This is a genomic window from Luteibacter sp. 9133 (assembly GCF_000800155.1).
Taxonomy (GTDB): domain Bacteria; phylum Pseudomonadota; class Gammaproteobacteria; order Xanthomonadales; family Rhodanobacteraceae; genus Luteibacter; species Luteibacter mycovicinus.
Window position 1 is genome coordinate 146,028 of the sequence record NZ_JUHO01000001.1, and the last position, 23,973, is coordinate 170,000.

General features: G+C 66.2%; 23 protein-coding genes (1 of these 23 cut by a window edge). 9 read left to right on the top strand and 14 right to left on the bottom strand.

The window, feature by feature from the left end:
- Nucleotides 1-3: 3 nt before the first annotated feature.
- From FA87_RS00535 to FA87_RS00555, 5 genes are read right to left on the bottom strand one after another with little or no spacing between them, the layout of a single operon-like run.
- Entirely contained in the window at nucleotides 4-1,944 is a 1,941-nt protein-coding gene (locus FA87_RS00535) for a phospholipase D family protein (protein WP_036118656.1), read from the bottom strand.
- A gap of 45 nt (nucleotides 1,945-1,989) precedes the next feature.
- Nucleotides 1,990-2,544 (bottom strand): YceI family protein, encoded by a 555-nt coding sequence (locus tag FA87_RS00540; RefSeq protein WP_036116674.1) that lies wholly within the window; start codon nucleotides 2,542-2,544, stop codon nucleotides 1,990-1,992.
- Between the two features lie 11 nt (nucleotides 2,545-2,555).
- Nucleotides 2,556-3,023, bottom strand: coding sequence for a histidine phosphatase family protein (locus tag FA87_RS00545; RefSeq protein WP_043691648.1), 468 nt, complete (start codon nucleotides 3,021-3,023; stop codon nucleotides 2,556-2,558).
- Between the two features lie 59 nt (nucleotides 3,024-3,082).
- Nucleotides 3,083-3,715, bottom strand: coding sequence for a ParA family protein (locus tag FA87_RS00550; RefSeq protein ID WP_036116670.1), 633 nt, complete (start codon nucleotides 3,713-3,715; stop codon nucleotides 3,083-3,085).
- A 35-nt stretch (nucleotides 3,716-3,750) separates the two neighbouring features.
- Entirely contained in the window at nucleotides 3,751-3,948 is a 198-nt protein-coding gene (locus FA87_RS00555) for a hypothetical protein (protein ID WP_036116669.1), read from the bottom strand.
- A gap of 174 nt (nucleotides 3,949-4,122) precedes the next feature.
- Between FA87_RS00555 and FA87_RS00560 the strand changes: the two genes are divergently transcribed.
- Entirely contained in the window at nucleotides 4,123-5,166 is a 1,044-nt protein-coding gene (locus FA87_RS00560) for a hypothetical protein (RefSeq protein WP_197062347.1), read from the top strand.
- Between the two features lie 127 nt (nucleotides 5,167-5,293).
- Here the strand turns inward: FA87_RS00560 and speE are convergent, their stop codons facing one another.
- Nucleotides 5,294-6,151, bottom strand: a complete 858-nt coding sequence (speE, locus tag FA87_RS00565) for a polyamine aminopropyltransferase (RefSeq protein WP_036116666.1) — start codon at nucleotides 6,149-6,151, stop codon at nucleotides 5,294-5,296.
- A 328-nt stretch (nucleotides 6,152-6,479) separates the two neighbouring features.
- Between speE and speA the strand changes: the two genes are divergently transcribed.
- Together speA and FA87_RS00575 are read left to right on the top strand one after the other, a co-directional pair.
- Entirely contained in the window at nucleotides 6,480-8,369 is a 1,890-nt protein-coding gene (gene speA / locus FA87_RS00570) for an arginine decarboxylase (RefSeq protein WP_043691650.1), read from the top strand.
- Nucleotides 8,370-8,430: 61 nt separating this feature from the next.
- Complete coding sequence (locus FA87_RS00575) at nucleotides 8,431-9,291, top strand: NAD(P)-dependent oxidoreductase (RefSeq protein ID WP_043691652.1); 861 nt, start codon at nucleotides 8,431-8,433, stop codon at nucleotides 9,289-9,291.
- A 73-nt stretch (nucleotides 9,292-9,364) separates the two neighbouring features.
- Here the strand turns inward: FA87_RS00575 and FA87_RS00580 are convergent, their stop codons facing one another.
- The 3 genes from FA87_RS00580 to radC all read right to left on the bottom strand — a co-directional run bounded on the left by FA87_RS00580 (nucleotide 9,365) and on the right by radC (nucleotide 12,973).
- Entirely contained in the window at nucleotides 9,365-10,120 is a 756-nt protein-coding gene (locus tag FA87_RS00580; protein WP_043691654.1) for an SPOR domain-containing protein, read from the bottom strand.
- Entirely contained in the window at nucleotides 10,121-11,809 is a 1,689-nt protein-coding gene (argS, locus tag FA87_RS00585; RefSeq protein ID WP_036116658.1) for an arginine--tRNA ligase, read from the bottom strand.
- A 492-nt stretch (nucleotides 11,810-12,301) separates the two neighbouring features.
- Entirely contained in the window at nucleotides 12,302-12,973 is a 672-nt protein-coding gene (radC, locus tag FA87_RS00590; protein WP_036118650.1) for a DNA repair protein RadC, read from the bottom strand.
- Between the two features lie 255 nt (nucleotides 12,974-13,228).
- Between radC and coaBC the strand changes: the two genes are divergently transcribed.
- From coaBC to FA87_RS00605, 3 genes are read left to right on the top strand one after another with little or no spacing between them, the layout of a single operon-like run.
- Nucleotides 13,229-14,440: a bifunctional phosphopantothenoylcysteine decarboxylase/phosphopantothenate--cysteine ligase CoaBC gene (gene coaBC / locus FA87_RS00595; RefSeq protein WP_043691656.1), complete on the top strand. Its 1,212-nt coding sequence runs from the start codon at nucleotides 13,229-13,231 to the stop codon at nucleotides 14,438-14,440.
- Nucleotides 14,437-14,892: a dUTP diphosphatase gene (dut, locus tag FA87_RS00600; protein ID WP_043691658.1), complete on the top strand. Its 456-nt coding sequence runs from the start codon at nucleotides 14,437-14,439 to the stop codon at nucleotides 14,890-14,892. Before coaBC ends, dut begins: the two co-directional genes overlap by 4 nt.
- Before the next feature lie 25 nt (nucleotides 14,893-14,917).
- Nucleotides 14,918-17,257, top strand: coding sequence for a phosphomannomutase/phosphoglucomutase (locus tag FA87_RS00605; RefSeq protein ID WP_043691660.1), 2,340 nt, complete (start codon nucleotides 14,918-14,920; stop codon nucleotides 17,255-17,257).
- Between the two features lie 17 nt (nucleotides 17,258-17,274).
- Here the strand turns inward: FA87_RS00605 and FA87_RS00610 are convergent, their stop codons facing one another.
- From FA87_RS00610 to FA87_RS00620, 3 genes are all read right to left on the bottom strand, one after another.
- Nucleotides 17,275-17,925 (bottom strand): hypothetical protein, encoded by a 651-nt coding sequence (locus tag FA87_RS00610; RefSeq protein WP_043691662.1) that lies wholly within the window; start codon nucleotides 17,923-17,925, stop codon nucleotides 17,275-17,277.
- Between the two features lie 101 nt (nucleotides 17,926-18,026).
- Nucleotides 18,027-18,674, bottom strand: coding sequence for an orotate phosphoribosyltransferase (pyrE, locus tag FA87_RS00615; protein WP_036116650.1), 648 nt, complete (start codon nucleotides 18,672-18,674; stop codon nucleotides 18,027-18,029).
- An 11-nt stretch (nucleotides 18,675-18,685) separates the two neighbouring features.
- Complete coding sequence (locus FA87_RS00620) at nucleotides 18,686-19,186, bottom strand: GNAT family N-acetyltransferase (protein WP_043691664.1); 501 nt, start codon at nucleotides 19,184-19,186, stop codon at nucleotides 18,686-18,688.
- Between the two features lie 58 nt (nucleotides 19,187-19,244).
- On the opposite strand from FA87_RS00620, the gene FA87_RS00625 reads away from it, so the two are divergent.
- The 3 genes from FA87_RS00625 to FA87_RS00635 all read left to right on the top strand — a co-directional run bounded on the left by FA87_RS00625 (nucleotide 19,245) and on the right by FA87_RS00635 (nucleotide 21,708).
- Nucleotides 19,245-20,015 (top strand): exodeoxyribonuclease III, encoded by a 771-nt coding sequence (locus FA87_RS00625; RefSeq protein WP_036116645.1) that lies wholly within the window; start codon nucleotides 19,245-19,247, stop codon nucleotides 20,013-20,015.
- A 77-nt stretch (nucleotides 20,016-20,092) separates the two neighbouring features.
- Nucleotides 20,093-21,316 (top strand): MFS transporter, encoded by a 1,224-nt coding sequence (locus FA87_RS00630; protein ID WP_081996667.1) that lies wholly within the window; start codon nucleotides 20,093-20,095, stop codon nucleotides 21,314-21,316.
- Nucleotides 21,317-21,396: 80 nt separating this feature from the next.
- Nucleotides 21,397-21,708 carry a ribbon-helix-helix protein, CopG family gene (locus tag FA87_RS00635; RefSeq protein WP_052191473.1) on the top strand — a complete coding sequence of 104 codons (312 nt, stop codon included), beginning with the start codon at nucleotides 21,397-21,399 and terminating at the stop codon, nucleotides 21,706-21,708.
- A 16-nt stretch (nucleotides 21,709-21,724) separates the two neighbouring features.
- Here FA87_RS00635 and FA87_RS00640 read toward each other — a convergent pair whose 3' ends face one another.
- A complete protein-coding gene (locus FA87_RS00640) occupies nucleotides 21,725-22,846 on the bottom strand; it encodes an anhydro-N-acetylmuramic acid kinase (RefSeq protein ID WP_043691669.1) in 1,122 nt (373 codons plus the stop codon).
- Nucleotides 22,847-22,849: 3 nt separating this feature from the next.
- A protein-coding gene (locus FA87_RS00645) for a peptidoglycan DD-metalloendopeptidase family protein (RefSeq protein ID WP_043691671.1) crosses the window boundary here: on the bottom strand, nucleotides 22,850-23,973 show its 3' portion. Its footprint extends 376 nt past the window's final position; only the last 1,124 of its 1,500 coding nucleotides appear in the window; its start codon lies off the right edge, out of view; the stop codon is at nucleotides 22,850-22,852.

A 23,973-nucleotide genomic window follows, 5' to 3' on the forward strand; every position in this document is an offset into this window, starting at 1 on the left:
GCGTCAGAGAATGCCCGAGGCGGATGAGCCGAAGGCGGTGATCATGCGCGTGTAGATCAGCTTGAGCGACACGTCCACTTCCGGGAAGTCGCCGACCGGCTCGTAGCATTCGAAGAACTTCGGGTCGGTCCAGCGCATCGGAATGCAGCCGGGCTTGAGCTCATAGCTCGTGGCATAGCGGAACGGCCACAGGTCGAAGAACGGCAGCCGTTCCGAGACGTCGCCGATGAACTCGTTGACCGACGACAGTACGGGGATCTTCTTCTCCCTCGGTCCGATGACCCAGGCATTTTCCGGGCGGGTGTCCTGCATGATCGAGTCACGCAGGCGATCCGAGAAGCGCTTGTCGTACACGATGACGCCCGACTCGGTGTTGTAGTGGTCGGAGCGTGGATCGAAGTTGTGCGTGCCGACCATGGCGAACGTGTCGTCCACCACGATCGACTTGGCATGCAGGCCGAAGCGCACGCCCTGCGTGAGCAGGGGTGCCGGACGAGTGCGCGGTCCCTGACGTACGCGGCGGCCGCCAAGGGCCATGAATCCGGTGGATTCCGACGGCGGGCCCGCCGGCACCAGCCGGTTGCCAGCACGACGTCCGGTCTTGCTGGCGCCGCTGCCGCTCCCCGAGCCGGTGAGCAGCGGCGGCGTGACCACGTCATTGCTCTGACCTTCGAGGGCGTCGGGATCCCCGTTTGCCGGGCGCGGCTTCATCTCGTAGATCTCGAAGCCGTAGTCGGTGAGGTAGCGTTTGCGGTGCTTATAGGACATCGCATACACCGCGAAGGCGTCCGTCGAGGCCAGCGAGTTGGTCGACACGACGACGCGCGGCGGGACCGGCTTCCGATGCAGCCCGCTGAAGATCTTCTTCGCCGGCTTGCTCATCACCAGATAGGGCGTCTGCAGGATCACTTCGCTTCTGGCGTTACGCACCAGACCCATGATGTGCCGGGTGAGCGCGCGGGCTTCACGACGTTTGGGCTCGTCGGTCTTGCCTGGCAGGTCCGACAGATATTCCACCCGGTTCATGCGCAGGGTTTCGCGCTGGATCCGGTCGGCGATCCAGTCCGGACTCTCGGCGTCCGCCACCATGGTGGCGACACGTTCCGGGTTTTCGTACTGCGGCGTCGTCCAGTGGCGCGGGTCGTCGGTGTCGCGAACCAGCTCCTTGTTCACGTCGCGCAGGTGGGTCAGGCGCACGGCGCGCTTGTGGTTCCAGAACTGCTCGAAGCTGGCGCCCATGGCCTTCGCGGCCGGGCCACCGATCATCACGTCGCGGTCGACGTAGTCGAAGGTGCCGTCCCAGTCGAAGTAACGGTCTTCGTAGTTGCGCCCGCCCGTGATGCCGATCAGATCGTCCACCACGATCAGCTTGTTGTGCATCCGCTGGTTGAACTTGAAGAAGCAGCAGATGATGCCCGCCGCGAACTCCAGCGGCGGCGTACGCGCGCTGTGGAAGGTCGGATTGTAGAGGCGGATCTCCATGTGATCGCTGGCGCGCGCCAGCCCCGCCAGCAGGCCGGCGTCGCGAAAGGAGAACAACTGGTCGGCGAGGATCCGCACGCGCACACCGCGGCGCGCGGCCTGAACCAGTTCGTCCAGGACCAGCTTGCCCGCGTCGTCCTGCTCCCAGATATAGGTCTGCACGTCGATGGTCCGCTTCGCGGCGCGAATCAGATTGATCCTCGCCGCCATGGCGGTTTCGCCGTCTTCCAGCAGCGTGGCCACGTGCACCGGGCGCGCGTCGGTCGAGGCGGCGTCGGCTTCCACGGCGGCATCGAGCAGCGCCGAGGGCTGGGCGCAGTGGTCCGCCCGCGTGCAATTGCTCTGCCGGTCCACGGTCAGCGTGACCACGGCATCGGCCTTCCGGATGCGCTGCGTGGACAGCGAACAGCCGGTGGCAGCCAGGATGGCGGCAAGGAGTAAGAACAATCGGAGGTGGCGCATGGCGGGGATCATAGGCGACCCACGCCAACGTCACGTGAGTTTTCGTCAGGGATGGTCGAGGACGATGGCCATGCCGAGGTTCACGCGGTCCGAAAGGGCCCCACGGCGGCCCCGCATCTCGAAATCCGTACGGTCGATTGTGCCCTGCAGCTGAAGCACGCAACCGGCCAGCGCGTCGGCCGGGCAGCGGGTGGCCTGCAGGTGAAAGGTTTCGTCCCGGGTGACCCCGCGCATGGTCAGCTTGCCTTTGATCTCGCCGCCGCGGCTGATGAGTTCGAGGGGCAGCGGGTCGGACGTGAACAGGATCTGCGGGTAGTGCACCGAGTCGAAGAATTCCGGCGCCAGCACCCAGCGGCGCAGGCGGGCCGATTCCATGCGGATGCTTTCGGTGTCGAGCACGGCGCGCACGACGGCCGTGCGCGCTTCGCGGTCGATGGACAGGTCGCCCCGGATGCCCTCGAAGCTACCGGAGACGGTACTCACCCACAGCAGGCGAACGGCGAACTCGGCCCGCGAACGGGTCGGGTCGATCCGCAGGTCGGCGGCCGAAGCCGAAGCCGCCGACAGGAGCAAGGCGATCGCCCACAACAGGTGACGCATCAACGGGGGACTCAGTTGGGAGGTGACCAGAATGTCTCGAGTTTGGCCTTGCCCGGCCCCAGCTCGCCCGTGAAGACGAGTCGTGCCATGCCACCCGGCGGCATGCCGCGGTAATCCTCGGACCGTCCTTCGACAAGGAAAGCGACCAGTTGTTCAATGCCGGGGTTGTGTCCCACCAGCACGATGCGTTCCGCGTCCGACTGCGTGTCGAGCACGTCGAACAGATCGCCGGGCGTGGCGTCGTAGATTTCCTGTACATAAGTGGGCTCGACCTGGCCGAGGGCCAGCGCGGCGGTCTCTTTGGTGCGCTCCGCGGGGGAACACAGGATGCGGTCGTATTTCACGCCATGGCTGGAGAGCCATTCGCCGGCGGCGCGGGCTTCGTTGCGGCCGTGTTCGGTGAGTTTTCGCTCGCGGTCGTCTTTGCCGTCATGGCCGGGCTCTGCCTCGGCATGGCGCAACAGGATGAGTTCGTGCATGGGTACCGTCCTCCGCTAGGCCACGTATCGTGGCGGGTCATGACGCGTCCCACGTCGGCTCAGGTGCTTCGTTTGATCCAGCGAAGCAGTTTTCCCCAGTCGTCCTGGTGTCCGCGTACGTTTTCCGAGTGGTAATCGAAGATGCCCTTACCGAGCGCCGTGAGCAAGACGTACGCTTGTGAGTCGCGAAGTTCCGCGACGACGGGAAAGGGCGCGCGCTCGCCAAGTTCGGCGATGGCGGCCTGGCTGGCGTTGGTCCACGGCTTGAGCCGGTTGCCGACCAGGCCGACCGGCAGCTTGCCGCGCTTCACGCGCGGGATGCCGCGCAGCACGGTAAGAAAATCGAGTGTGGCGTCGAGATCGAAGTGCGAGGGAAGTACCGGTACGAGGATGACGTCCACCTTCTCCAGATAGGGCTCGAGGTCTTTTTCGTCGACGCCCGCGGGCGTGTCGACGATCACCCGCTGCACGTCGCCCGGCAGGCGGTCGAAGGCCTTGCGACTGCCCTCGATGGCGGTGACGGCGGGAACGTTCTCGGGACGACGGCCTGCCCAGCGCAGGCTGGAATGCTGGCGATCCGCATCGATGATCGCCGTCTGCTTGCCGGACTGGACCCAGTGGGTCGCGAGCTGGGTGACCAGCGTCGTTTTTCCGCAACCACCCTTGCTGCTTGCCACGAGCGTCGTAAGCATCCGCGAGCACCTGCCATAGGAGTGGTTCTAGCCTATCAGAACAGTTTGGTACGAACCTTCGGCATGACCACGAGAATGAGGGTGGCGACAGGGCCGAGAAACAGCGAGAGGAACCACCAGAGCAGGCCGCCGCGATTCTTGCCCTGGGCCAGCCCTGCGTTGATCAGCGACAGCGTACCCCAGCCTACGAAGAAGCCGGCGCGCGCGTCGTTAAAAAGTGCGAATTGATCCATCGTAAACTCCTGTTCTGTCGCAGGATTGTGTCGCTGCCATGCTCGATGTCGAGTCGGCGATCCCCACATTGGATGTCGATGGTAACAATGTCCGCCGTCGATGACCCCGGGACGACGCAGGCTGCGTTCATGGTTGAACCGTATTCTTGTCGTTTTATTTCATGGAGATGGCTGATGCGCGGATATCGCGTGCTGACCCTGGCCCTTGCGGGTCTGCTCTCGATGCCGGCCTTTGCCGCCACGCCCTGGGCCGGTGCCCAGGGTCCGGCAAAGGGGCCGCTCAAGGCGCCGGTGGCGCAGAAGGACCAGACCAAGGCCCTGCTGCAGTTCCAGAAAGATCTGGCCAGCGTCCTGGCGCTGCGCACCGAAGCCGAGCCGCTGCTGGGCGCCGCCCTGCTGGCGCGCCCGCTGGCCAATCCGCCCGAGGTGCTGAGCTACCACGCCCTTCTCGAGCGCGCGTCGCGCAATGCCGACGCGGGCCCGGCGGTTACCTGGGCCTCGCTGGCCGACTGCGACGCCAAGGCCGGTGCCTGCCCGAACGCGGACGCACTGGCCACGCTGCAGAAGCAGGCGCCGGACAACGCGGCCGTCTGGTTGCTCAAGCTGGGCGTCGACGACCATAACGGTGCCGGCAAGGATACGCGCAGCGATCTCGCCCGTGCCGCCAACGCCAGGATTTACGACGATTATCTCGGCTCCAGCCTCAAGGCGCTGGCCAACTCGGTCAGCCAGCTGCCGCCACCGCCGGAAACCTTCAATCCGCTGCAGGGCGCGGGGGCGGCAGGCGTGCAGATGGTCATCGTCTTCGGTCTGGCCAGCGCGCAGCCGATGCCTGGGTTCCAGGTCACCGCGAAGTACTGCGAAGACAACAAGAGCGATGCCGGCGTGGTGGGCGACTGCCTGAAGCTCGCGAAGGTTCTGGAGTGGGGCAGCAGCCCGCTCGGCCGCTCGCTAGGGCTGCACTTGCGTGAGACCCTGTCCACCGACACCGCCGAGCAGCAGTCCGCGAAGACCGCTCGCATGAACCTGGTCTGGCAGATGCAGCGTTTCGCGCAGCTCAACGTCCAGGCCCAGGGCGATAAGGTGACGGCGCAGAAGCTGCTGTCGCTGGCGCGCAGCGGCGGCACCGAGATGAGCGTGGTGCTGGCATCGCTGCGTGCTTACGGTATGCCGGCGGAAGCCCCGGCAGGGTGGGAGCCGGCTAAGGTCGAGCAGTAGGCCGGTCTGAATGGAGCCAAAAAAACGGGCGCCCATGGGCGCCCGTTTTTTATTGAACCGCCTGTAGGAGCGCGCCCTGCGCGCGAATCCCTTACATCGCGCGCAGGGCGCGCTCCTACAGATTCAGTCAGTCGCCGAGTTCGGTCCGCATGAACTCCGGCTGCGCCAGCGCACCCTTGTGGATTTCAGCGTTGTAGTACTTCGTCGGGAAGCCCTTGCTGATGGCGCCGCGCTCGCGGAAACCGGACAGGTCGCCGTCCTTGCGCGCCATGGTGCAGCTCCACCAGCCGGTGGGGTAGCACGGCTGCGGGAAGGGCAGGGTACGCACGGCCTTGAAGCCCGAGGTGCGCATGGCCGAACGCATGGCCTTGATCAGCTCGATGTGCGCCAGCGGGGATTCCGACTGCTGCACGAGGATGCCGCCGTGGCGCAGGGCCTTGTAGCAGCTGGCGTAGAAGGCGGCGTTGAACAGACCTTCGGCCGGACCCACCGGGTCGGTCGAGTCGACGATGATCAGGTCGATGGACTCCGGATCCGCCTCGGCCATGTACTTGATGCCGTCGATGAAGAGCAGTTCGGCGCGCGGGTCGTTGTTGGCGTCGCACAGTTCCGGGAAGTACTGCTCGGCAAGGCGCGTGACGCGCTCGTCGATCTCCACCTGAGTGGCCTTCTCGACTTCCTCGTGCTTGAGCACTTCGCGCAGGGTGCCGCAGTCGCCGCCGCCGATGATGACGACCCGCTTGGCCCGGGCGTGGGTGAACAGCGCCGGGTGGGTCATCATCTCGTGGTACAGGAAGTTGTCGCGGCTGGTCAGCATGACGCAGCCGTCGATCACCATGAGATTGCCCCAGTCGGTGGTCTGGTAGATCTCGATGGTCTGGAATTCGGTCTTCTCGGCGTGCAGCAGGCGCTCGACACGGAAACCGATGGATGAGCCGGAGGCCTGGTGGGCTTCGGTAAACCAGCTGAGCTGCTGTTGCGACATGACTCGGATCCTGAAAAGAGGTAAGGGACCAAACACGGGATTGTACCGGCTCCGGGTCCGGAATCGGCCAAGTCCTTGCCCTGGCACAAATGTAGGTCGTCCCTGACGGCAATGTTGCCCCGGGCGGGGCAATACACGGATGTCATCCGTCGCCGCTACAATACGCGGTCTGCCCCGTCTCCCCGGACGGCGCAGACCCTGTCTGGTCGGCCCCGCGGCGTGCGAGGCTCCCGGTCGCCAGACTCGCTTCAGGTCAAAGTTCGCCGCTGCGACTGTTCCGCGCCCCCCACGGGGACACGACACAATCACGAGGGAGATCGTCGCCACCATGACGAACTGGACCACCGAACGCGCGAAGCTGACTTACGCGATCCCACACTGGAGCAATGGCTACGTGGACGTGGCCGGCAATGGTCACCTGCAGATGCGCCCTCGCGGCGACGAGGGCCCGGCCCTCGACCTGCCGGCCATTGTCGATCAGGCCACGGCCCAGGGCCTGCGCCTGCCGTTGCTCGTCCGCTTCCCGGATATCCTCGCCGACCGTCTGGCGCGCCTGCAGCAGGCGTTCGCCAAAGCGATCGATGACGCCAAATACGCCGGTTCCTACACGGCCATCTACCCGATCAAGGTCAACCAGCAGCGCGGCGTCGTCAGCGAACTGGTCGCCGCGGGCGAAGAGGGTTTCGGCCTCGAGGCCGGTTCCAAGCCGGAGCTGATGGCCGTGCTCGCCTATGCCCGCCCCGGCAGCATGGTGGTGTGCAACGGCTACAAGGACCGCGAGTACGTGCGTCTCGCCCTGATCGGGCGCAAGCTCGGTCTGCGCGTCCACATCGTCATCGAGAAGCTCTCCGAACTCGACCACGTGTTCGCCGAGGCGAAGGCGCTGGATGTCGAGCCGCTGCTCGGCGTGCGCGTGCGCCTGGCCTCGATCGGCGCCGGCAAGTGGCAGAACACCGGTGGCGACAAAGGCAAGTTCGGTCTCAGCCCCGGTCAGGTGCTGGAGCTGATCGAACGCCTCGACGCCGCGGGCCTCAAGCACACGCTGAGGCTGCAGCACTTCCACATGGGCTCGCAGATCTCCAACGTGCGCGATATCGCCGCGGGCATGCGCGAAGCCGTGCGCTATTTCGTCGAACTGCACCGGCTGGGCGTGCCCATCGACGTCGTCGACGTGGGCGGCGGTCTGGGCGTGGATTACGAAGGCACCCGCTCGCGCAGCTATAACTCGATCAACTACAGCCTGGGTCAGTACGCCGCCAGCATCGTGCAGCCGCTGGCCGAGGCCGTCGCCGAGCACGGCATGAAGGCGCCGGTCATCTTCACCGAGTCCGGTCGCGCGATGACCGCGCACCACGCGGTGATGGTGGTCAACGTCACCGAGGTGGAAGAGGTACCCGAGGGTTCGGTGCCCGCACCGCGCGCGGACGAGCCGACGGTGCTGCGTCATCTTCGCGAGACGCACGCCGAGCTCGACAGCCGGCCGCCGCTGGAGCTGTTCCACGAAGCGCAGCATCACTTCGCCGAGGGCCAGGCGCTCTACGCGCTGGGTCAGCTCGACCTGCGCGACCGCGCGAAGCTCGACGACCTGTTCTACGCCATCGCCAACGCGGTGCGTCCGCGCCTGCTGCCGGCGGAGCGCGCGCATCGTCAGGCGCTGGACGACCTGGACGAGAAGCTGGTCGACAAGTACTTCGTGAACTTCTCCGTGTTCGAGTCGGTGCCGGATATCTGGGCGATCGATCAGATCTTTCCGATCGTGCCGATCTCACGTCTGGACGAGGAACCCACGCGCCGGGGCGTGATCGCCGACCTCACCTGCGACTCGGACGGCCGTATCGATCATTACGTGGATGCCGAAGGCGTGGACGTCAGCCTGCCGCTGCACGCCCTGCGTGACGACCAGTCGTACCGCCTCGGTATCTTCATGGTCGGCGCGTACCAGGAAACCCTGGGCGACATCCACAACCTGTTCGGCGACACCGACGCGGTGAATGTCCGCGCGACGGCCGACGGTTACGAGTTCGCGCACGTGCGTCATGGCGACACGACGGACCTGATGCTCGACTACGTGGGTTACGACCTCAGGCAGCTGCGCCAGTCCTACACCGACCGGCTTGCCGCGGCAGGCATTACCGGCGCCGAGGCGGAGATGTTGTCCGCCTCGCTGGACAAGGGCCTCACCGGCTACACGTACCTGGCGGAAACCGCAGGGCGTTGATTCCAACCGCGGCGCCTCAGGGCGCCGCGTCTCTTTTCAGACATCGACAAAGGTTTTCGGGATGACCCTCAAGGCAGCATTCATCGGACTCGGCGCGATGGGCGCCCCCATGGCGGGACATCTTCATGCGAAGGGCCTGCTGGCCGCGGTCGGCAATCGCTCACAGACGAAGGCCGATGCGCTGGCGAAGGAGCTTGGCGTCGTCGCGCCCGATCTCGCGGGCATTGCCTCGTCATGTGACGTGATCGCCCTGTGCGTCAGTGCGGATGCGGACGTCATCGGCGTGGTGGAAGCGCTGGCTCCGTCATTGAAGACGGGGGCGATCGTCATCGATCACTCGACCGTCGCTCCTGCTACGGCGAAGAAGGCCGCCAGCCTGCTCGCCGATGTGGGCGCGCTGTTCCTGGATGCGCCGGTGTCCGGCGGCGTCGAAGGCGCGAAGAACGGCACGTTGTCCGTGATGGTCGGCGGCGACGCGGAGGTGCTCGAGCGAGCACGTCCGGTGCTGGAAGCCTACGGTGCGCGTATCACGCACATGGGCGCGGTCGGTAGTGGCCAGGCAACCAAGGCGGTCAATCAGGTGCTGGTCGCGGGCATTGCCCACGCGGTGACGGAAGGGCTCGCGCTGGGTGAAGCGCTCGGTCTCCAGGCGGATCGCCTCATTCCGACGCTGGCGGCGGGCGCGGCGGGCAACTGGTTCCTCGACAAGCGCGGCGCGACGATGCTGCGCAACGAGTTTTCGGTTGGCTTCAAGCTGGCGCTGCTGCACAAGGACCTGGGCATCGTGCGCGGTATCGCGAAGGACGCGGGTACCAACCGCACCATCATCGAACAATCGCTGGCCGACTTCGCCGAACTGATGTCGCAGGGCTACGGTGATGACGACATTTCGGCACTTATTCGCCTGAAACGCGCTGACTGACAGGCGGGTACATCGCTTCAAAAAAAATCCCGCCGTTCGGCGGGATTTTTTTGGCGGCGGCGGGGGAGTGACCTCAGCCGCCTTCCTTCAGGGCAATCGCGCTGATGCCCGCCGACTGCAGGCGCTGCTTGGTGCCTTCCAGATCGGTCGCGGACTTGAACGGGCCGAGGCGCACGCGGTTGTAGGTCTGCGAGCCGACCTTCACCGACTGGACGTTGGCAACGAAGCCCTGCAACGCGAGCTTGGCCTTCAATGCCTCCGCATCGGCGGCGCTCGGGAACGCGCCAACCTGCAACAGGTAACCCGGGCTGCCCGTCGCGGCAGCGGGGGCGGCGGGCTGTGACGGAGCGGCGGTGACCGTCTGCGTCGCGGCCTTCGGCAGATTCGCCGCGGCCTGCTGCACCTGAGCCTGCTGCTGGGCGGCGGCAGCCTGCTGAGCCTGCGCCTGCTGGGTCTGTTGCGCGGCCAGTTGCTGCTGTTTCTGCTGCTGGGCTTCGGCACTGGCCTGGGCGCGGATCTCGGCGTCCGGAATGCGGACTTCCTTCTCCGAGAGCACCGAGTAGAAATCGTACGACGGCTTCTTCGGTTTCTCGGGTGCGGTCTGCTCGACGACGCCCGGGTCGCTGCCCTTCTGCGCGGTGGCTTCCGGGTTCGGCGCCGGGCCCTGCTGCTTCTGCATCATGGGAATCAGCGTGCCGCGCATGGCGAAGGCCATGAGCAGGGCGCCGGCGAGGATGCCGATCAGTGCCCAGCCCCAGCCGGGCATGCCGCCGCTCGAACCGTTGCGGACGGCCTGACGGCCTTTCGTCGCCTTCTTGCGTGTTGCCATTTACATGCTCTCCGGGGCCGAAATGCCCAGCAGATCCAGACCGTTGCGAAGCACCTGCTGCGTGGCCGCCACAAGCGCGAGGCGGGCGTCACGCAGATCGGCGTCGTCCACGATCCACTTATGCTCGTGATAGTAACTGTGGAGCGCGCCCGCGAGTTCGCGCAGATACTGCGCGATCAGGTGCGGTTCCAGATTGGCGGCTGCCGACTCGACCATTTCGGGATAACGCGACAGCTCGACCATCAGCGCCGACTCGTGCTCGGTGGCGAGCAGGTCGAGCTTCGCGAGACCGTTGCCCCGATCCGTGGACAGCCCGCGGTCGGCCAGTTCGCGGAAGACGCGGCTGGCGCGCGCGTGCGCGTACTGGATGTAATAGACCGGGTTGTCGTTGCTCTGCGAGCGGGCCAGGTCGATGTCGAAGACCAGCTGCGAATCCGCCTTGCGGGCGATCAGGAAGTAACGCGTGGCGTCACGGCCCGCTTCGTCGATGAGGTCGCGCAGGGTGACGTAGGAACCGGCGCGCTTGGAGATCTTCACCTCTTCGCCGCCGCGCATCACCGTCACCATCTGGTGCAGCACGTATTCCGGCCAGTTCTTCGGAATGCCTGTGTCGAGCGCCTGCAGGCCGGCTTTCACGCGGGCCAGGGAGCCGTGGTGATCCGAACCCAGCTCGGTGATGGCGCGCTCGTAGCCGCGCTGCCACTTGGTGCGGTGGTAGGCCACGTCCGGGAGGAAATAGGTGAACGTGCCATCGGACTTGCGCATGACGCGGTCCTTGTCGTCACCGAAATCCGTCGAGCGGAGCCACAGCGCGCCGCCTTCCTCATAGGTATGTCCGTGGGCCACGAGCTCCTTCACGGTCTCGTCGACCCGGCCCTCGCTGTAGAGCGACGACTCGAGGTAATACACGTCGAAACCGACACCGAACGCCTTGAGGTCCAGATCCTGCTCGTTGCGCAGGTAGGCCACGGCGAAGCGACGGATATCGTCCAGGTTGTCGGCGTCACCGGTACCGACGACGGTCTCGCCGTCGGCTTCGACCGATTCCTTCGCCAGAAAGGCGCGGGCCACTTCGGCGATGTAGTCGCCGCGGTAGCCGGATTCCGGCCAGCCCGCTTCGTCCGGGGCGATGCCCCTGGCGCGCGCCTGGGTGGACAGGGCCAGGTTTGCGATCTGCACGCCCGCGTCGTTGTAATAGAACTCGCGGAACACTTTCCAGCCGCTGGCGGCCAGCAGGCGACTCAGGCTGTCGCCGATCGCCGCCGCGCGGCCATGGCCGACATGCAGCGGGCCGGTCGGGTTGGCCGAGACGAACTCGACGCCCGCCGTACGGCCACCGCCGTCGCGGTTGTGCCCGTAGCGGTCGCCTTCGGCCAGCGCGCGATCGATCTCGGCGTGGAAGGCGGCCGGAGCCAGGAAGAAGTTGATGAAGCCCGGGCCGGCGATGTCGACCTTGCCCACCAGGGAGGAGGCGGGAAGCGCTTCGACCAGGTCCGTGGCGAGATCGCGCGGCTTACGGCCGGCGGCCTTGGCCATCATCATGGCCACGTTGGTGGCGAAGTCGCCGTGCTCGCGGTTGCGCGTGCGCTCGATCACGAACGTGGGCGCGACGAAATCGGACGGCAGTTTGCCGGACTCACGCATAGCCCCGATGGCCTGCAGGACGAGTTGTTTCAGCTGTGCTTTCACGGGATGGGCGACGCGGATATGGAACCGGCAATCCTATCAGAAGGGCCACATGGGCCGATCGTCCAGGGTAGCTCCCGGTTTTCCACAGCCTGTGGATAACTCTGTGGGCAATAACGACGCGCTGCGACCCCGCGCCACATGGCGCCTCGTTGACATCATGGCGTAACAACTAAAGTATCGTATAAACAATGACTTGCAAGACTGACTTGCGCCGAGACACCAGCTGTGACGTCCAAGTGGCAAATCGGTGGAATGTGCATAAGTCGAATCCCGCAAGTGCCGCGGCGGCGTCTTCCGACGCTTTCACTGCACGCGTCACACGTCATGCGCCGCCACGTCACGGGGCTGTCATCGCCCATCGTCACAATTCTTCGTGTGCCCGGTGTCTCCCCGGCCCAACGGCACAGAGGGCTCACCACGCCCCTCCCTCGAAATGGTGACCCCAACGGCGCGAGCGGCACTCGCGCCGTTTTCTTTGCCTGAAATCCGGACTCAGATCAGTCCCCGGTCCGCCATGGACACTGGCTCGCCCTGCCCGATCACCAGGTGATCGAGAACCCGGATATCCATGAGTTTGAGGGCGTCGACCAGCACGCGGGTGATCTCGCGGTCCGCCCGGCTCGGTTCGGCCACGCCGGACGGGTGATTGTGGGCGAGGATCACCGCCCCCGCGTGATGACGCAGGCAGGCCCGGACGACCTCGCGCGGGTAGACGCTGGCGCCGTCGAGTGTGCCGCGGAACAGTTCTTCATACCCGAGCACCCGGTGCCGGGTATCCAGGAACAGGCAGGCGAACACCTCATAAGGAAGGTGCCGCAGCCGTGCCTTGAGATAAGCGGCACTGTCTTCCGAGGAACCGATGGCCGGCAGGTCGGTGAGTTCTTCTTTCAATGACCGGCGGGCCAGTTCGATGGTCGCGACCAGCCGTGCCCGCTTGGCCGGGCCGACGCCGCTGAGTCTGGGCAACTGGTCGGGATCCGAGAGCAGACGGCCCAGGCTGCCCGCCTGGGCGAGCAGTGCCCGGCCGGTGGCGACGGCATCCCGTCCGGCGACACCGTTACCGAGGACGACGGCGAGCAGCTCCGCGTCGGACAGCGCGCTCGCGCCGTGAGCCAGCAGGCGTTCGCGAGGGCGGTCGCCGACCGGCCACTCCCGGATGGTCAGACCGCGTACGCCGGGCGCGCCGGCGGTCGTCGCGTTGAATGCCGGTGCGTTGTCGCGCACGGCCGAACGATGGAGATGCCCCCGCTTCATGAGTCGTTCTTCCTGATGACCAGCCCGCGGCCGGAGAGATCCCCAACTTAGGATCGTCGCGGACGAATGGCGATAGAACGATTCTGAAAATGCGGGGCAATATGGGTGCGAGGCATGAGCCGGTCCGCTAAGCTTGATGACCCCTCGCCACCGCGCCGTTTTGCCATGAGTCTTCGCCAGCGTCGCATCCTCATTGGCGTTACCGGTGGTATCGCCGCCTACAAGATCTGCGAACTCGTCCGCCGCCTGCGTGACCTCGAGGCCGAGGTGCGCGTGGTGATGACCGAAGGCGCCACGCATTTCGTCACACCGACCACCTTCCAGGCGCTTTCGGGGCAGCCGGTGCGTGTCAGCCTGTGGGACGAGCAGGGCGAGGCCGCGATGGGCCACATCGAACTGGCCCGCTGGGCGGAGCGCGTTCTGATCGCGCCGGCGAGTGCCGACACCCTCGCGCGGCTCGCGCACGGCCATGCCGACGACCTGCTGACCACCGTGGTGCTCGCCACCGCCGCGCCTGTTTACGTCGCTCCGGCGATGAACCAGCAGATGTGGGCCAACCTCGCCGTACAGGCGAATGTCGGCACGCTGCGGGTCAGAGGTGTCGGCGTCCTCGGTCCCGCCGACGGCGATCAGGCCTGCGGCGACATCGGCTCGGGCCGCATGCTCGAGCCGCATGAGCTCCGCGACATCCTCGTCGCCTCGTTCGGCGATCAGTCGCTGCGCGGCCGTCGTGTCGTGGTCAGTGCCGGCCCTACGTACGAGGACATCGATCCCGTACGCTTTATCGGCAACCGCAGCTCGGGCCGCATGGGCTTCGCGGTGGCCGCCGCCGCACGCGATGCCGGCGCGGACGTCACCCTCGTTGCCGGCCCGGTATCGCTGCCGACACCCCACGGCGTACGACGCGTGGATGTGCGCAGCGCCCGTCAGATGCACGACGCCGTGCTGGCAGCATCCGACGGCGCGGCTATCTACATCGGCGCCGCCGCGGTCGGCGACTACCGTCCCGCCGATGTCGCCGGTCACAAACTAAAGAAGGCCGACGGCGCGCCGTTACGCCTCGAACTGGCCGAGAACCCCGACATCATCGGGGCGCTCGCCGCGCGACCGGTGCATCCGTACCTCGTCGGCTTCGCCGCCGAAACGCGGGAGGTGTCCGGTTACGCCCAGGACAAGCTGCGTCGCAAGGGCCTGGACATGATCGCCGCCAACGAAGTGGGGGCGGGCAAGGGCTTCGAGGTGGCGGATAACGCACTGCATCTCTACTGGCCCGATGGCGACATCGTGCTACCCGAGATGCCGAAGACCGAACTGGCGCGTCATCTGATCCAGCACGTCGCCCATCATTTCCTGGCTGCACACGGACACACCTCTTGATCGACATCGAACTGAAGATCCTCGACCCGCGGCTCGGCAACACCATTCCCTTGCCTGAGCCGGCCACCGGCGGCAGTGCCGGCATGGATCTGCGGGCGGCGTTGGATACCCCCGTGACGCTGGCCCCCGGTGAGAGCCTTCTGGTACCGACGGGTCTGGCCATTCACATCGGCGACCCAGCCTGGTGTGCTCTGATCGTGCCGCGCTCGGGCCTGGGGCATAAACAGGGTCTGGTCATGGGCAACCTGGTGGGCGTCATCGATGCCGACTACCAGGGGCCGCTGATGATTTCGTGCTGGAATCGTGGAAACGCACATGTGACCATCGCGCCGGGTGACCGGGTTGCGCAATTATTGCTGGTTCCGGTGGGACGGGCGCGGTTGCGCGTAGTGGAAGGATTCGCACCTTCGCAGCGGGGCGAAGGCGGGTTCGGTTCGACCGGTATTGGCTGATTCGCCGAGGGATACAAGGGGCACCATGGCTGGGAAAGAGGGTGGGGAAGGGCGGGGGTCCCGGACCGATCTGCGACGTTTGCTGCCGCTGGCCGGCGCGACGCTGCTTATCGTGGCGGGTGCGTTCTGTGCGTGGCAGGCCTGGCTGATCGCGGACGAAAGCGCCGCGGCCGAGCGCACGCGTGCGGCGCAGCGGCAGACCGTGAGCGAGCTTGCCAGCCTTTACGGCGCGAAACGTCAGCAGTTCCTGCGCGCGGCGGCCGACCCATCCGTGGAAGCGGTGATCGACGATCACGCCGCGGCGGCTGCGCGGTTACATGCCCTGTTGCCGGCGGCGAAGATCGTCGAGGTGTACAGCGCCGGGCTGGACGAAGTGGTCCGGGCCAACTTCCGCGAATTCGGCTATGCCAAGGCGGCGCAGCTGATGGCGGCCCTCGGCTCGTCCGAGCCGCCGGTCGCGGCGACGACCCTGCATGGCAGCGAGCGCAATCTCTCGGTCGCTGAACCGATTTCGGTCGGCGGTACGGTGCGCGCCTGGGCGTGGCTCGAATATCCGTTCGACGACCTGGCGGCGCGGTTCGAAGCTTCCTCGCCGGGCGGCGGTCGTCTGGCCCTGAGGCAAGGCGAAGGAGACACCGGCACGACGCTGCTTGCGAAAGGCGCGCGATCCGTCGGGCTGGAGGGGCAGGAAACCGTCATCGCCGGCACCTCCTTGTATGTAAGGGCGGCGATGCCCGAAGCCTTCATCGTCATTCCGCATTCCGAACTCCTGGCCGTGTTGCTCACCGTGATCGGGCTGGGCGGCGGTGGCTTCCTGCTCTGGTCCAGCCGTCGTCAACCGACGGTCGTCGAAGCCGAGCCCGAGCCCGAGATCCTCGTCGCCGAGGTGCCGCGGAAACCGCGCCTCCCGCCGACGCCATCGGCGGGCGGCGACATGGTCCGCGAGACGGTGCGTGCGCCGGCCGCCGCTCCGGCGGCGATCGATCCGTCGATCTTCCGCGCCTACGACATCCGCGGCGTGGTCGGCACGTCGCTCACAGCCGACGTGGCACGCCGTATCGGTCAGGCCATCGGCGGTCTGATGACCGAACGCGGTCTGCACGAGATCGTGGTCGGCCGGGACGGCCGTCTGTCGGGTGAAGCGCTGACCGCGGGATTGTCGGACGGCCTGCGTGCCGCCGGCATCGACGTGATCGATATCGGCCTGGTTCCCACGCCGTTGGTGTATTTCGCCGCCTACCATCTGGGTACCGGCTGCGGTGTGGCCGTCACAGGCAGTCATAACGCGGCGGACCACAACGGTTTCAAGATCGTGGTCGGCGCCGAGACGCTGGCCGATGCCGCCATCACCGATCTGTACCGCCGGATCGTAGACGGCCGGCTGCGGGAAGACGGCGTCGGCACCTGGCGTGAGCAGTCGATCATCGAGCCGTATGTGGCCCGCATCGTCGGTGACGTCTCCGCGGAGCGCCGCCTGAAAGTGGTGGTCGATGCGGGCAACGGCGCGGCCGGTGTCGTCGCGCCCCGTGTCCTCGAGGACATCGGCTGCGAAGTCATTCCGCTGTACTGCGAGGTCGACGGTCGTTTCCCGAACCATCACCCCGATCCGTCCGACCCGCGTAACCTGGGCGACCTGATCGCGGCGGTGCATACCATCGGTGCCGATCTGGGCATCGCGTTCGACGGCGATGGCGACCGGCTCGGCGTGGTCACGGCCAGCGGGGAGATCATCTTCGCCGACCGGCTGCTGATGCTGTTCGCTCAGGACGTGCTGTCCCGCAATCCGGGTGCGACCGTCATCTACGACGTCAAGTGCACGGGCCATCTTCGCAAGGTCATCCAGGATGCCGCCGGCGTGCCGCTGATGTGGCGCACCGGACATTCGCTGATCAAGAGCAAGATGCGCGACACCGGGGCCGCGCTGGCCGGTGAGATGAGCGGCCACTTCTTCTTCGCGGACAACAATCGCTGGTATGGCTTCGACGACGGCATCTACGCCGCCGCCCGCCTGCTCGAGATCGTTGCCGGCGATCTCGAGGAACCCAGCGTGGCGGAATTGTTCGATGCGCTGCCCAGGAGCGTGTCCACCCCGGAGCTGAAAATGCCGGTCGCGGAGGAAGGCGCGGCGTTCCGCTTTATGGAAAGCTTCAGCGCCGTATCCAGCTTCGAAGACGCCCGGGTCACGACGATCGACGGTATCCGTGTCGACTGGCCGGATGGTTGGGGGCTGGTGCGTGCATCCAATACGTCGCCGGCCCTGATCTTCCGTTTCGATGCCGACAACGCGAAGTCGCTCGAGCGTATCAAGCAGGCCTTCCGCCAGCGTCTGCTGGCGGTCGACCGGAACCTGCCCCTGCCGTTCTGAGCGCCGGGCCGTCGGCCTCAGCGGCCGGCGGCGGCCTTCAGTTCACGGTAATGCTTCAGTTGCGCGTCCATGTTCACCTGGGCCGCATCCTTCGCGGTCATCTGGCGCTGCAACGTGGCGCGTAACCCGGCCACCGTGTTGCGCTGTTCGGTGATGCGGGAGCTGAGATACGGCGGCACGGGCTGCTTGCCGCGTTCGAGGTCGCCCGCGCGGTTGAGCAGGTCGGCCAGTGCCTTCTCCTGTCCCTGCAGATTCAGCCGCGTGGTGCGCGCCGCCTGTTCGACGTTGTCCAGTTCCGCTTGCTTCGCCGTGGCGAAGGCGGCTTCATTGGGATACGCGTTGAGCAGCTGCGCGTCGTCGCGCTTTTGCTGATCGGCGGCTGCCTGGGCGGCTGCCTGCTGATCGGCGAGCTTCTTTGCGGCGGCGCGTTCGTCCGTGGTCAGCTGACGGTCGACGTGTTTGATCACGACGCCCTGCGAGTTGACGACGTCGTAGCCGGCTTTCATCGCATCGGACGTCAGGCTGTCGCTGAAAAACGACTGGCCGCTCGCATCCTTCCACTTGTAACGGAACGCGCTGTTGTTTCTCGTATTGTCCTGACCCGCGGCGAACGCGGTCGTGCCAAGGCACAGTGCCGCCCCCGCGAGGATGTAACGAACTGCCTGCATGATGTCCCCCTCCTGTCGGCTGAGTATAGCCAGCGCACGGAGAGAGGCCAGCTTGCCGGATGCAAGCGGCCTTTTACGCGTGACGCAGTCGCGGTTTTCGGTCAGGCGCTGACACCGTATCGTTCGCGATAAGCCAGCAGGCGACCGTGTTCGCTGGCCAGTTCAGGGCGCTCCCCCGCGTAGGTGAGCACATCGGCGAGGGTCGCGATGGCGATGACCGGGATACCGAACTGTGCCGCCACTTCCTGTGCCGCCGACAGCTCGCCCTGACCGCGTTCCTGGCGGTCGAGTGCGATAAGCACGCCGGCGGGCTCGGCGCCCTGCGACCTGATCAGTTCGAGCGATTCGCGCACGGCGGTGCCGGCGGTCATCACGTCATCCACGATCAGTACGCGGCCCTTGAGCGGTGCGCCGACGAGCGTGCCGCCTTCGCCGTGCTCCTTGGCCTCCTTGCGGTTGTAGGCCCAGGGCACGTCCCGGTCCTGGGTGTCGGCCAGAGCGATCGCGGTCGCGGCGGCCAGGGCGATCCCCTTGTAAGCCGGGCCGAACAGCATGTCGAAAGGGACGCCGGAGCGCGTCGCGGCGGCGGCGTACGAACGGCCGAGCCGGGCGAGGGCGGCACCGGAGTCGATCCGGCCCATGTTGAAAAAGTACGGGCTGCTGCGACCCGACTTCAACGTGAACTCGCCGAAGCGCAGCACATCACGGGCAAGGGTCAGTTCAATGAATTCGCGCTGGTAGTCGTGCACGTCGGTCTCTCTCAGGGTTTCCAGGGATGCAACAGGCGCCACATCACGTACTGCGGGCCGATCGGGCCGCCATGGTACAGCTCGTCGTGTTCGAGGTACCCGGCGCTGCGGTAGACGTGGACCGCCGCTTCGTTGCGTACGTTCACCATCAGCAGGATGCGCTCCTTGTCCGGGTGCCGGCCTTCGACATAGGCCTGGATGCCATCCAGGGCGCGACGGCCCAGGCCTTTCCCCTGCCAGCGGGCATCGATCATGAAGCTGCGCAGCGCGACCGCGCCGTCCACCAGGGGATGGTCGCCCAGGGCCACCGCGCGACGGTCGATGCGCACGTAACCGACGACATCATCCTCGACCAGCAGGGCCAGGGCCTCGCTGCCCGGGCAGACGGCGGCATCGGCCATCGAATCGACCGCGCGTCCGACAAAGGGCAACTGGGCCGGGTGCACCGCGACGTCGAGGACGGCGTGGCGGAGTTCGGCGGTGACGGGCGTGACGCGGACGGGCTGGCTCATGCGCTCATTGTAGGCGCAGGTATGATGGCGGGATCGTCGAATACCCGATCAAGGTCCCATGCGCATCATTTCTCTGAACGCCAACGGTATCCGCTCCGCCGCCACGAAGGGTGTCTTCGACTGGCTTCGCGCACAGGATGCGGACATCGTCTGCCTGCAGGAAACCAAGGCCCAGGAGTCGCAGCTCACCGATCCGATGTTCCGTCCGGACGGCCATCACTGCTTCTATCACGACGCGCGCAGCAAGAAGGGCTACAGCGGCGTGGCGATCTATTCGAAGCGCGAGCCGGACGAAGTACGCGTGTCGCTGGGTCGCGAGGACTTCGATTGCGAAGGGCGTTATATCGAGGCGCGCTACGGCAACCTCAGCGTGGTGTCGTTCTACATCCCGTCGGGCTCATCCGGTGACGAGCGTCAGCAGTACAAGTTCCGGATCATGGAATGGCTGACCCCGATTTTTCGTGAGTGGGCGGCCAGCGGACGCGAGTACGTGCTCTGTGGCGACTGGAACATCGTCCACACGAAAAACGACATCAAGAACTGGACGTCGAACCAGAAGAACTCGGGCTGTCTGCCTGAAGAACGTGCGTGGCTCGACCTGCTCTTCAAGGAGATCGGCTGGGTGGACAGCTTCCGCGCGCTGAAGCCCGACGCCGTCGAGTACACCTGGTGGTCCAACCGCGGTCAGGCCCGCGCCAACAACGTGGGTTGGCGTATCGACTACCAGATCGTGACGCCGGGTCTGCGCGACCGCCTGCGCGACTGCTCGATCTACCGTGACGAGCGTTTCTCGGACCACGCCCCCTTCATCGTGGATTACGCCGAGTGAGCCAGGCGCCAGGCGCGTCCCGCTACAAGGGCCTGCGTGGCGTCAGCGCCGCGTTCGCCCAGCCGGGCGCGGTCATCATGCTGTTCTTCGGCCTGGCGTCCGGCCTGCCATTCCTGCTGGTCGGCAATACGCTGTCCGCGTGGCTGAAGGAGTCGGGCGTCGACTACGGCGCCATCGGCGTCGCCAGTTACGTCACGTTTGCCTACAACTTCAAGTTTCTCTGGGCGCCCCTGGTCGACAAGTGGCGCCTGCCTTTATTCGGACGACTGGGACTGCGTCGCGGCTGGTTGCTGTTCGCCCTGATCCTGCTCGGTATCGGTCTGCTCGGCATGGCGAGCTTCCCGCCGACCCTTTCGCTGGCGCGTTTCATGGGCGTGACGCTGGTGGCCGCCTTCGCCGGCGCGACCATCGACATCGTGGTGGATGCGTACCGCGTCGAGATCGCTCCGCCGGAAGCGCAGGGTGCCCTCGCGGCCACGTACACGCTCGGCTACCGCCTCGGCCTCATTGCGGGCGGCGCAGGCATCCTGATCGTGGCCGATGCGCTCGGCTGGCAGCGCGGCTACGTCGCGATATGCGCGCTGCTCGTCATTCCCATCTTGGCGGTGCTGGTGGCGCGCGAGCCGGAGCACCGCGTGCGCGAGCGCGTGCCGCTGAGCGTCGCCATTCAGGAGGGCTTCGTCGGTCCGTTCCGCGATTTCCTGTCCCGTTACGGCCTTGGCCTGGCACTGGCGCTGCTGCTTTTCGTGGCCTTGTTCCGCCTACCGGATCAGATGCTCGGCGTCATGGCGTATCCGTTCTATCTGGATGCGGGCTTCAGCAAGACGCAGATCGCCGAAGTCTCCAAGGTGTATGGCGTCATCATCGGCATCGCCGGCGCCTTGCTGGGCGGCTGGGCCGTGACCCGCTTCGAGATGCGGCGCCTGCTCGCCGTCGCCGCTGTCGGTGTCGCGTTGTCGAACCTGCTCTATCTTCTGATGGCGATGAATCCGGGGCAGACGTGGGCTTTCGTGGCGACGTTGTCGGGGGACAACTTCGCGCAAGGGTTTGCGGGCCCCGTGCTGGTGGCCTTCATGTCGGGGCTGGTCAACCGACAGTTCACCGCCACGCAGTACGCCTTGCTCAGTGCGCTGGCGAACCTGCCCGGCAAGCTGATGGGCGGTCTTTCCGGCTTTCTGGTCAAGGATTCCGGTTACGCGGCGCTCTTCATCGTAAGTACGGTTTCCATCGTGCCGACGCTCGTTCTGCTGGGTCTGCTGTGGCGTAAGATGCCGCGTCCCGAGGCCGTCAACACGGATTAGGCCGAACGGCCTGTCTTTGCAACGTGCCAAAACTGTGTAAGATTTCCGGCACAGGGGGCATGCGCGAGGAGGTAACGCACGTGCCAGATATTGTTGTAAGACATATCGACGAGCAAATGGCTGAGCGGATCAAAGCGCTCGCCCGGGAACGCCGCTGGTCGATCAATGAAGTCATTCTCCACGCGTTGCGTTACGGGCTGGGTCTGAGTCCGGGCGACGTGTTCAGCGAGCTGTTGCTCGAACCCGGTGACATCGCCCACCTCACCGGTGCGTGGGATGCCGAAGAGCAGGCGGCGTTCCAGGAGGCACTCGCGGCGCTGGCGCAAGCCTCGCCGTCGTCGCTCGCCGACGCCGCGACCCGGCAGGCGTCACAGCGGTCCGAGACGTTCTAGCCGTCGCTCGATGGATTCAGCTCAGCGGTGCCGCGTAGAGGGCACCCAGCAGCCGGGGGCCAGTCGCCCCTGTCACCGCCGCCAGGTTTCCCGGCTCGCGGCGCAGTCGGCGATAGGCAAGCCACGCGAACGCCATCGCCTCCATCATGTCGGGATCGATCCCGAACTGCGTGCTCCGCAACAGTGGGCGCCCTTCGAGGCGGGCGGCGATCGCGCCCATCAGCGCGGCGTTATGCACGCCACCACCGCAGGCGATGACGTCGACGGCATCCGGCGCATGCCGCCCGATCGCCTCGGCGACACTCACCGCGCTCAGGGCGAGCAGTGTCGCCTGCACGTCTTCAGGAGGCAGTTCGGCCACGCTCGGATGCATGTCCAGCCACGCGAGGTGGAAATGTTCGCGACCGGTGCTCTTGGGCGGTGGCAGGGCGAAGTAGGCGTCGTCCAGCAACCCGGCAAGCAGGCGTTCGTCGATCTGGCCCGATGCCGCGAAGTGGCCGTCCCTGTCGAACGCTTCGCCGCGATGACGAAGACACCACGCGTCCATCAATCCGTTCGCGGGACCGGTATCGAAGCCGGTGACGCCACCGTCCGCGCCCAGCCGTGTGACGTTGGCGATGCCGCCCAGATTGAGTACGACGCGCGAACCGGCCGAGGGACGCAGTACCGTCGCGTGAAACGCCGGCACCAGCGGCGCGCCCTGGCCGCCGGCGGCCACGTCGGCGCGGCGGAAGTCGGCCACGGTATCGATGCGCGTACGCTCCGCGATCACGGAGGCGTCGCCGATCTGCAGGGTGAACGGGTGGTCTCCACCCGGGCGATGACGAATCGTCTGCCCATGCGAACCGATGGCGACAACCTCATCGGCGCGTACGCCCGCCATGCCGAGTACGGCGTGCGCCGCCTCCGCGAAGGCCAGGCCTACGGCGACATCGAGCCGGCCATAGCGGTCGAGGTCGAGCCGCTCCTCGTCCTGCGCCACGGCGAGGATCAGCCGGCGCAGGTCATCGTTCCATGGATGCGTCAGTCCGGCGACCAGCGCCGGCGACTCGTTCTCGAAGCGGACCAGCGCGGCGTCGATGCCGTCGGCGCTGGTTCCGGAAATGAGGCCGATGTAGAGGCCGTCAGCGTTGGCCACGAATCAGTCGGTGCTTTTCGTGCCGTTGTCGGCGCGTGCAAGCTTGGTGCTGTTGTCGACCTGCTTCAGGCGGGCGAGCTGCGGACCGACCACTTCCTTCTTGAACCTGGCCAGCTGCGCGGCCGGAAGCGGCTCGGGCTTGGGCAGGGTGACCGTCTGCGGATCGCGCTGCACGTTGTTGACGCGGAATTCGTAGTGCAGATGCGGGCCGGTGGCGAGGCCGGTCATACCGACAAAACCGATGGTGCTGCCCTGGCTGACACGCTGGCCGACGCGCAGGTTGGCGAACTTCGACATATGGCCGTAGGCGGTGCTGATCGTGGCGTTGTGCTGGATGACCACGAAGTTGCCATAGCCGTTCATCCAGCCACGGAACTTGACGACGCCATCGCCTGCGGCGTGGATCGGCGTGCCGGTGGGTGCGGCGTAGTCGACGCCCTTGTGAGCGCGCATCTTGCCGAGGATCGGATGCATGCGGCCGGCGCTGAACTGCGAGGAGATGCGGGTAAAATCGACCGGGATGCGCAGGAAGGAGCCGGTGAGCGGACGACCCTCCTCGCTGAAGTAGCTGTATTTGCCGTCGCCGTTCTTGTACCGGTAGGCGGTGTAACGCTTGCCCTGATTGACGAACTCGGCGGCGACGATGTCGCCTTCCCGCAGGAACGCGCCATCGCTGTACACGTCGTCGTAGACGACGGTGAAGTTGTCGCCGACGCGCAGGTCCTGCACGAAGTCGATATCGAACTTGAACACCTCCGCAAGCTTCAGCACCATCGCGTTGCTCATGCCGGCCTGCGAGGCCGCGCCGAACAGCGAGCTGTCGATGACGCCGTGCGCGATGTGCTCGCGACGCTGCACGTCACGTGTCTGGGTGGTGAGCTGCGGCTTGTCGCCGTCGATACGCAGGGTGGCGATGTTGGCCTCGTCCTGATCGAAACGCACACCCTTGAGCGTGTGGTCGGCGCCGACCAGGAACTGGAACTCCTGGCCCGGCTTGATCTGGTGGAACACCTTCGCACCGCCCGCGCCGTCGATGACGTGCTGCAGGTCGGTCATCGACAGGCCCTGGGCAAGGAAGATGTCGGCGAGGGTCTGGCCGGCCTTGACCTGCACCGTCTGCCATTCTT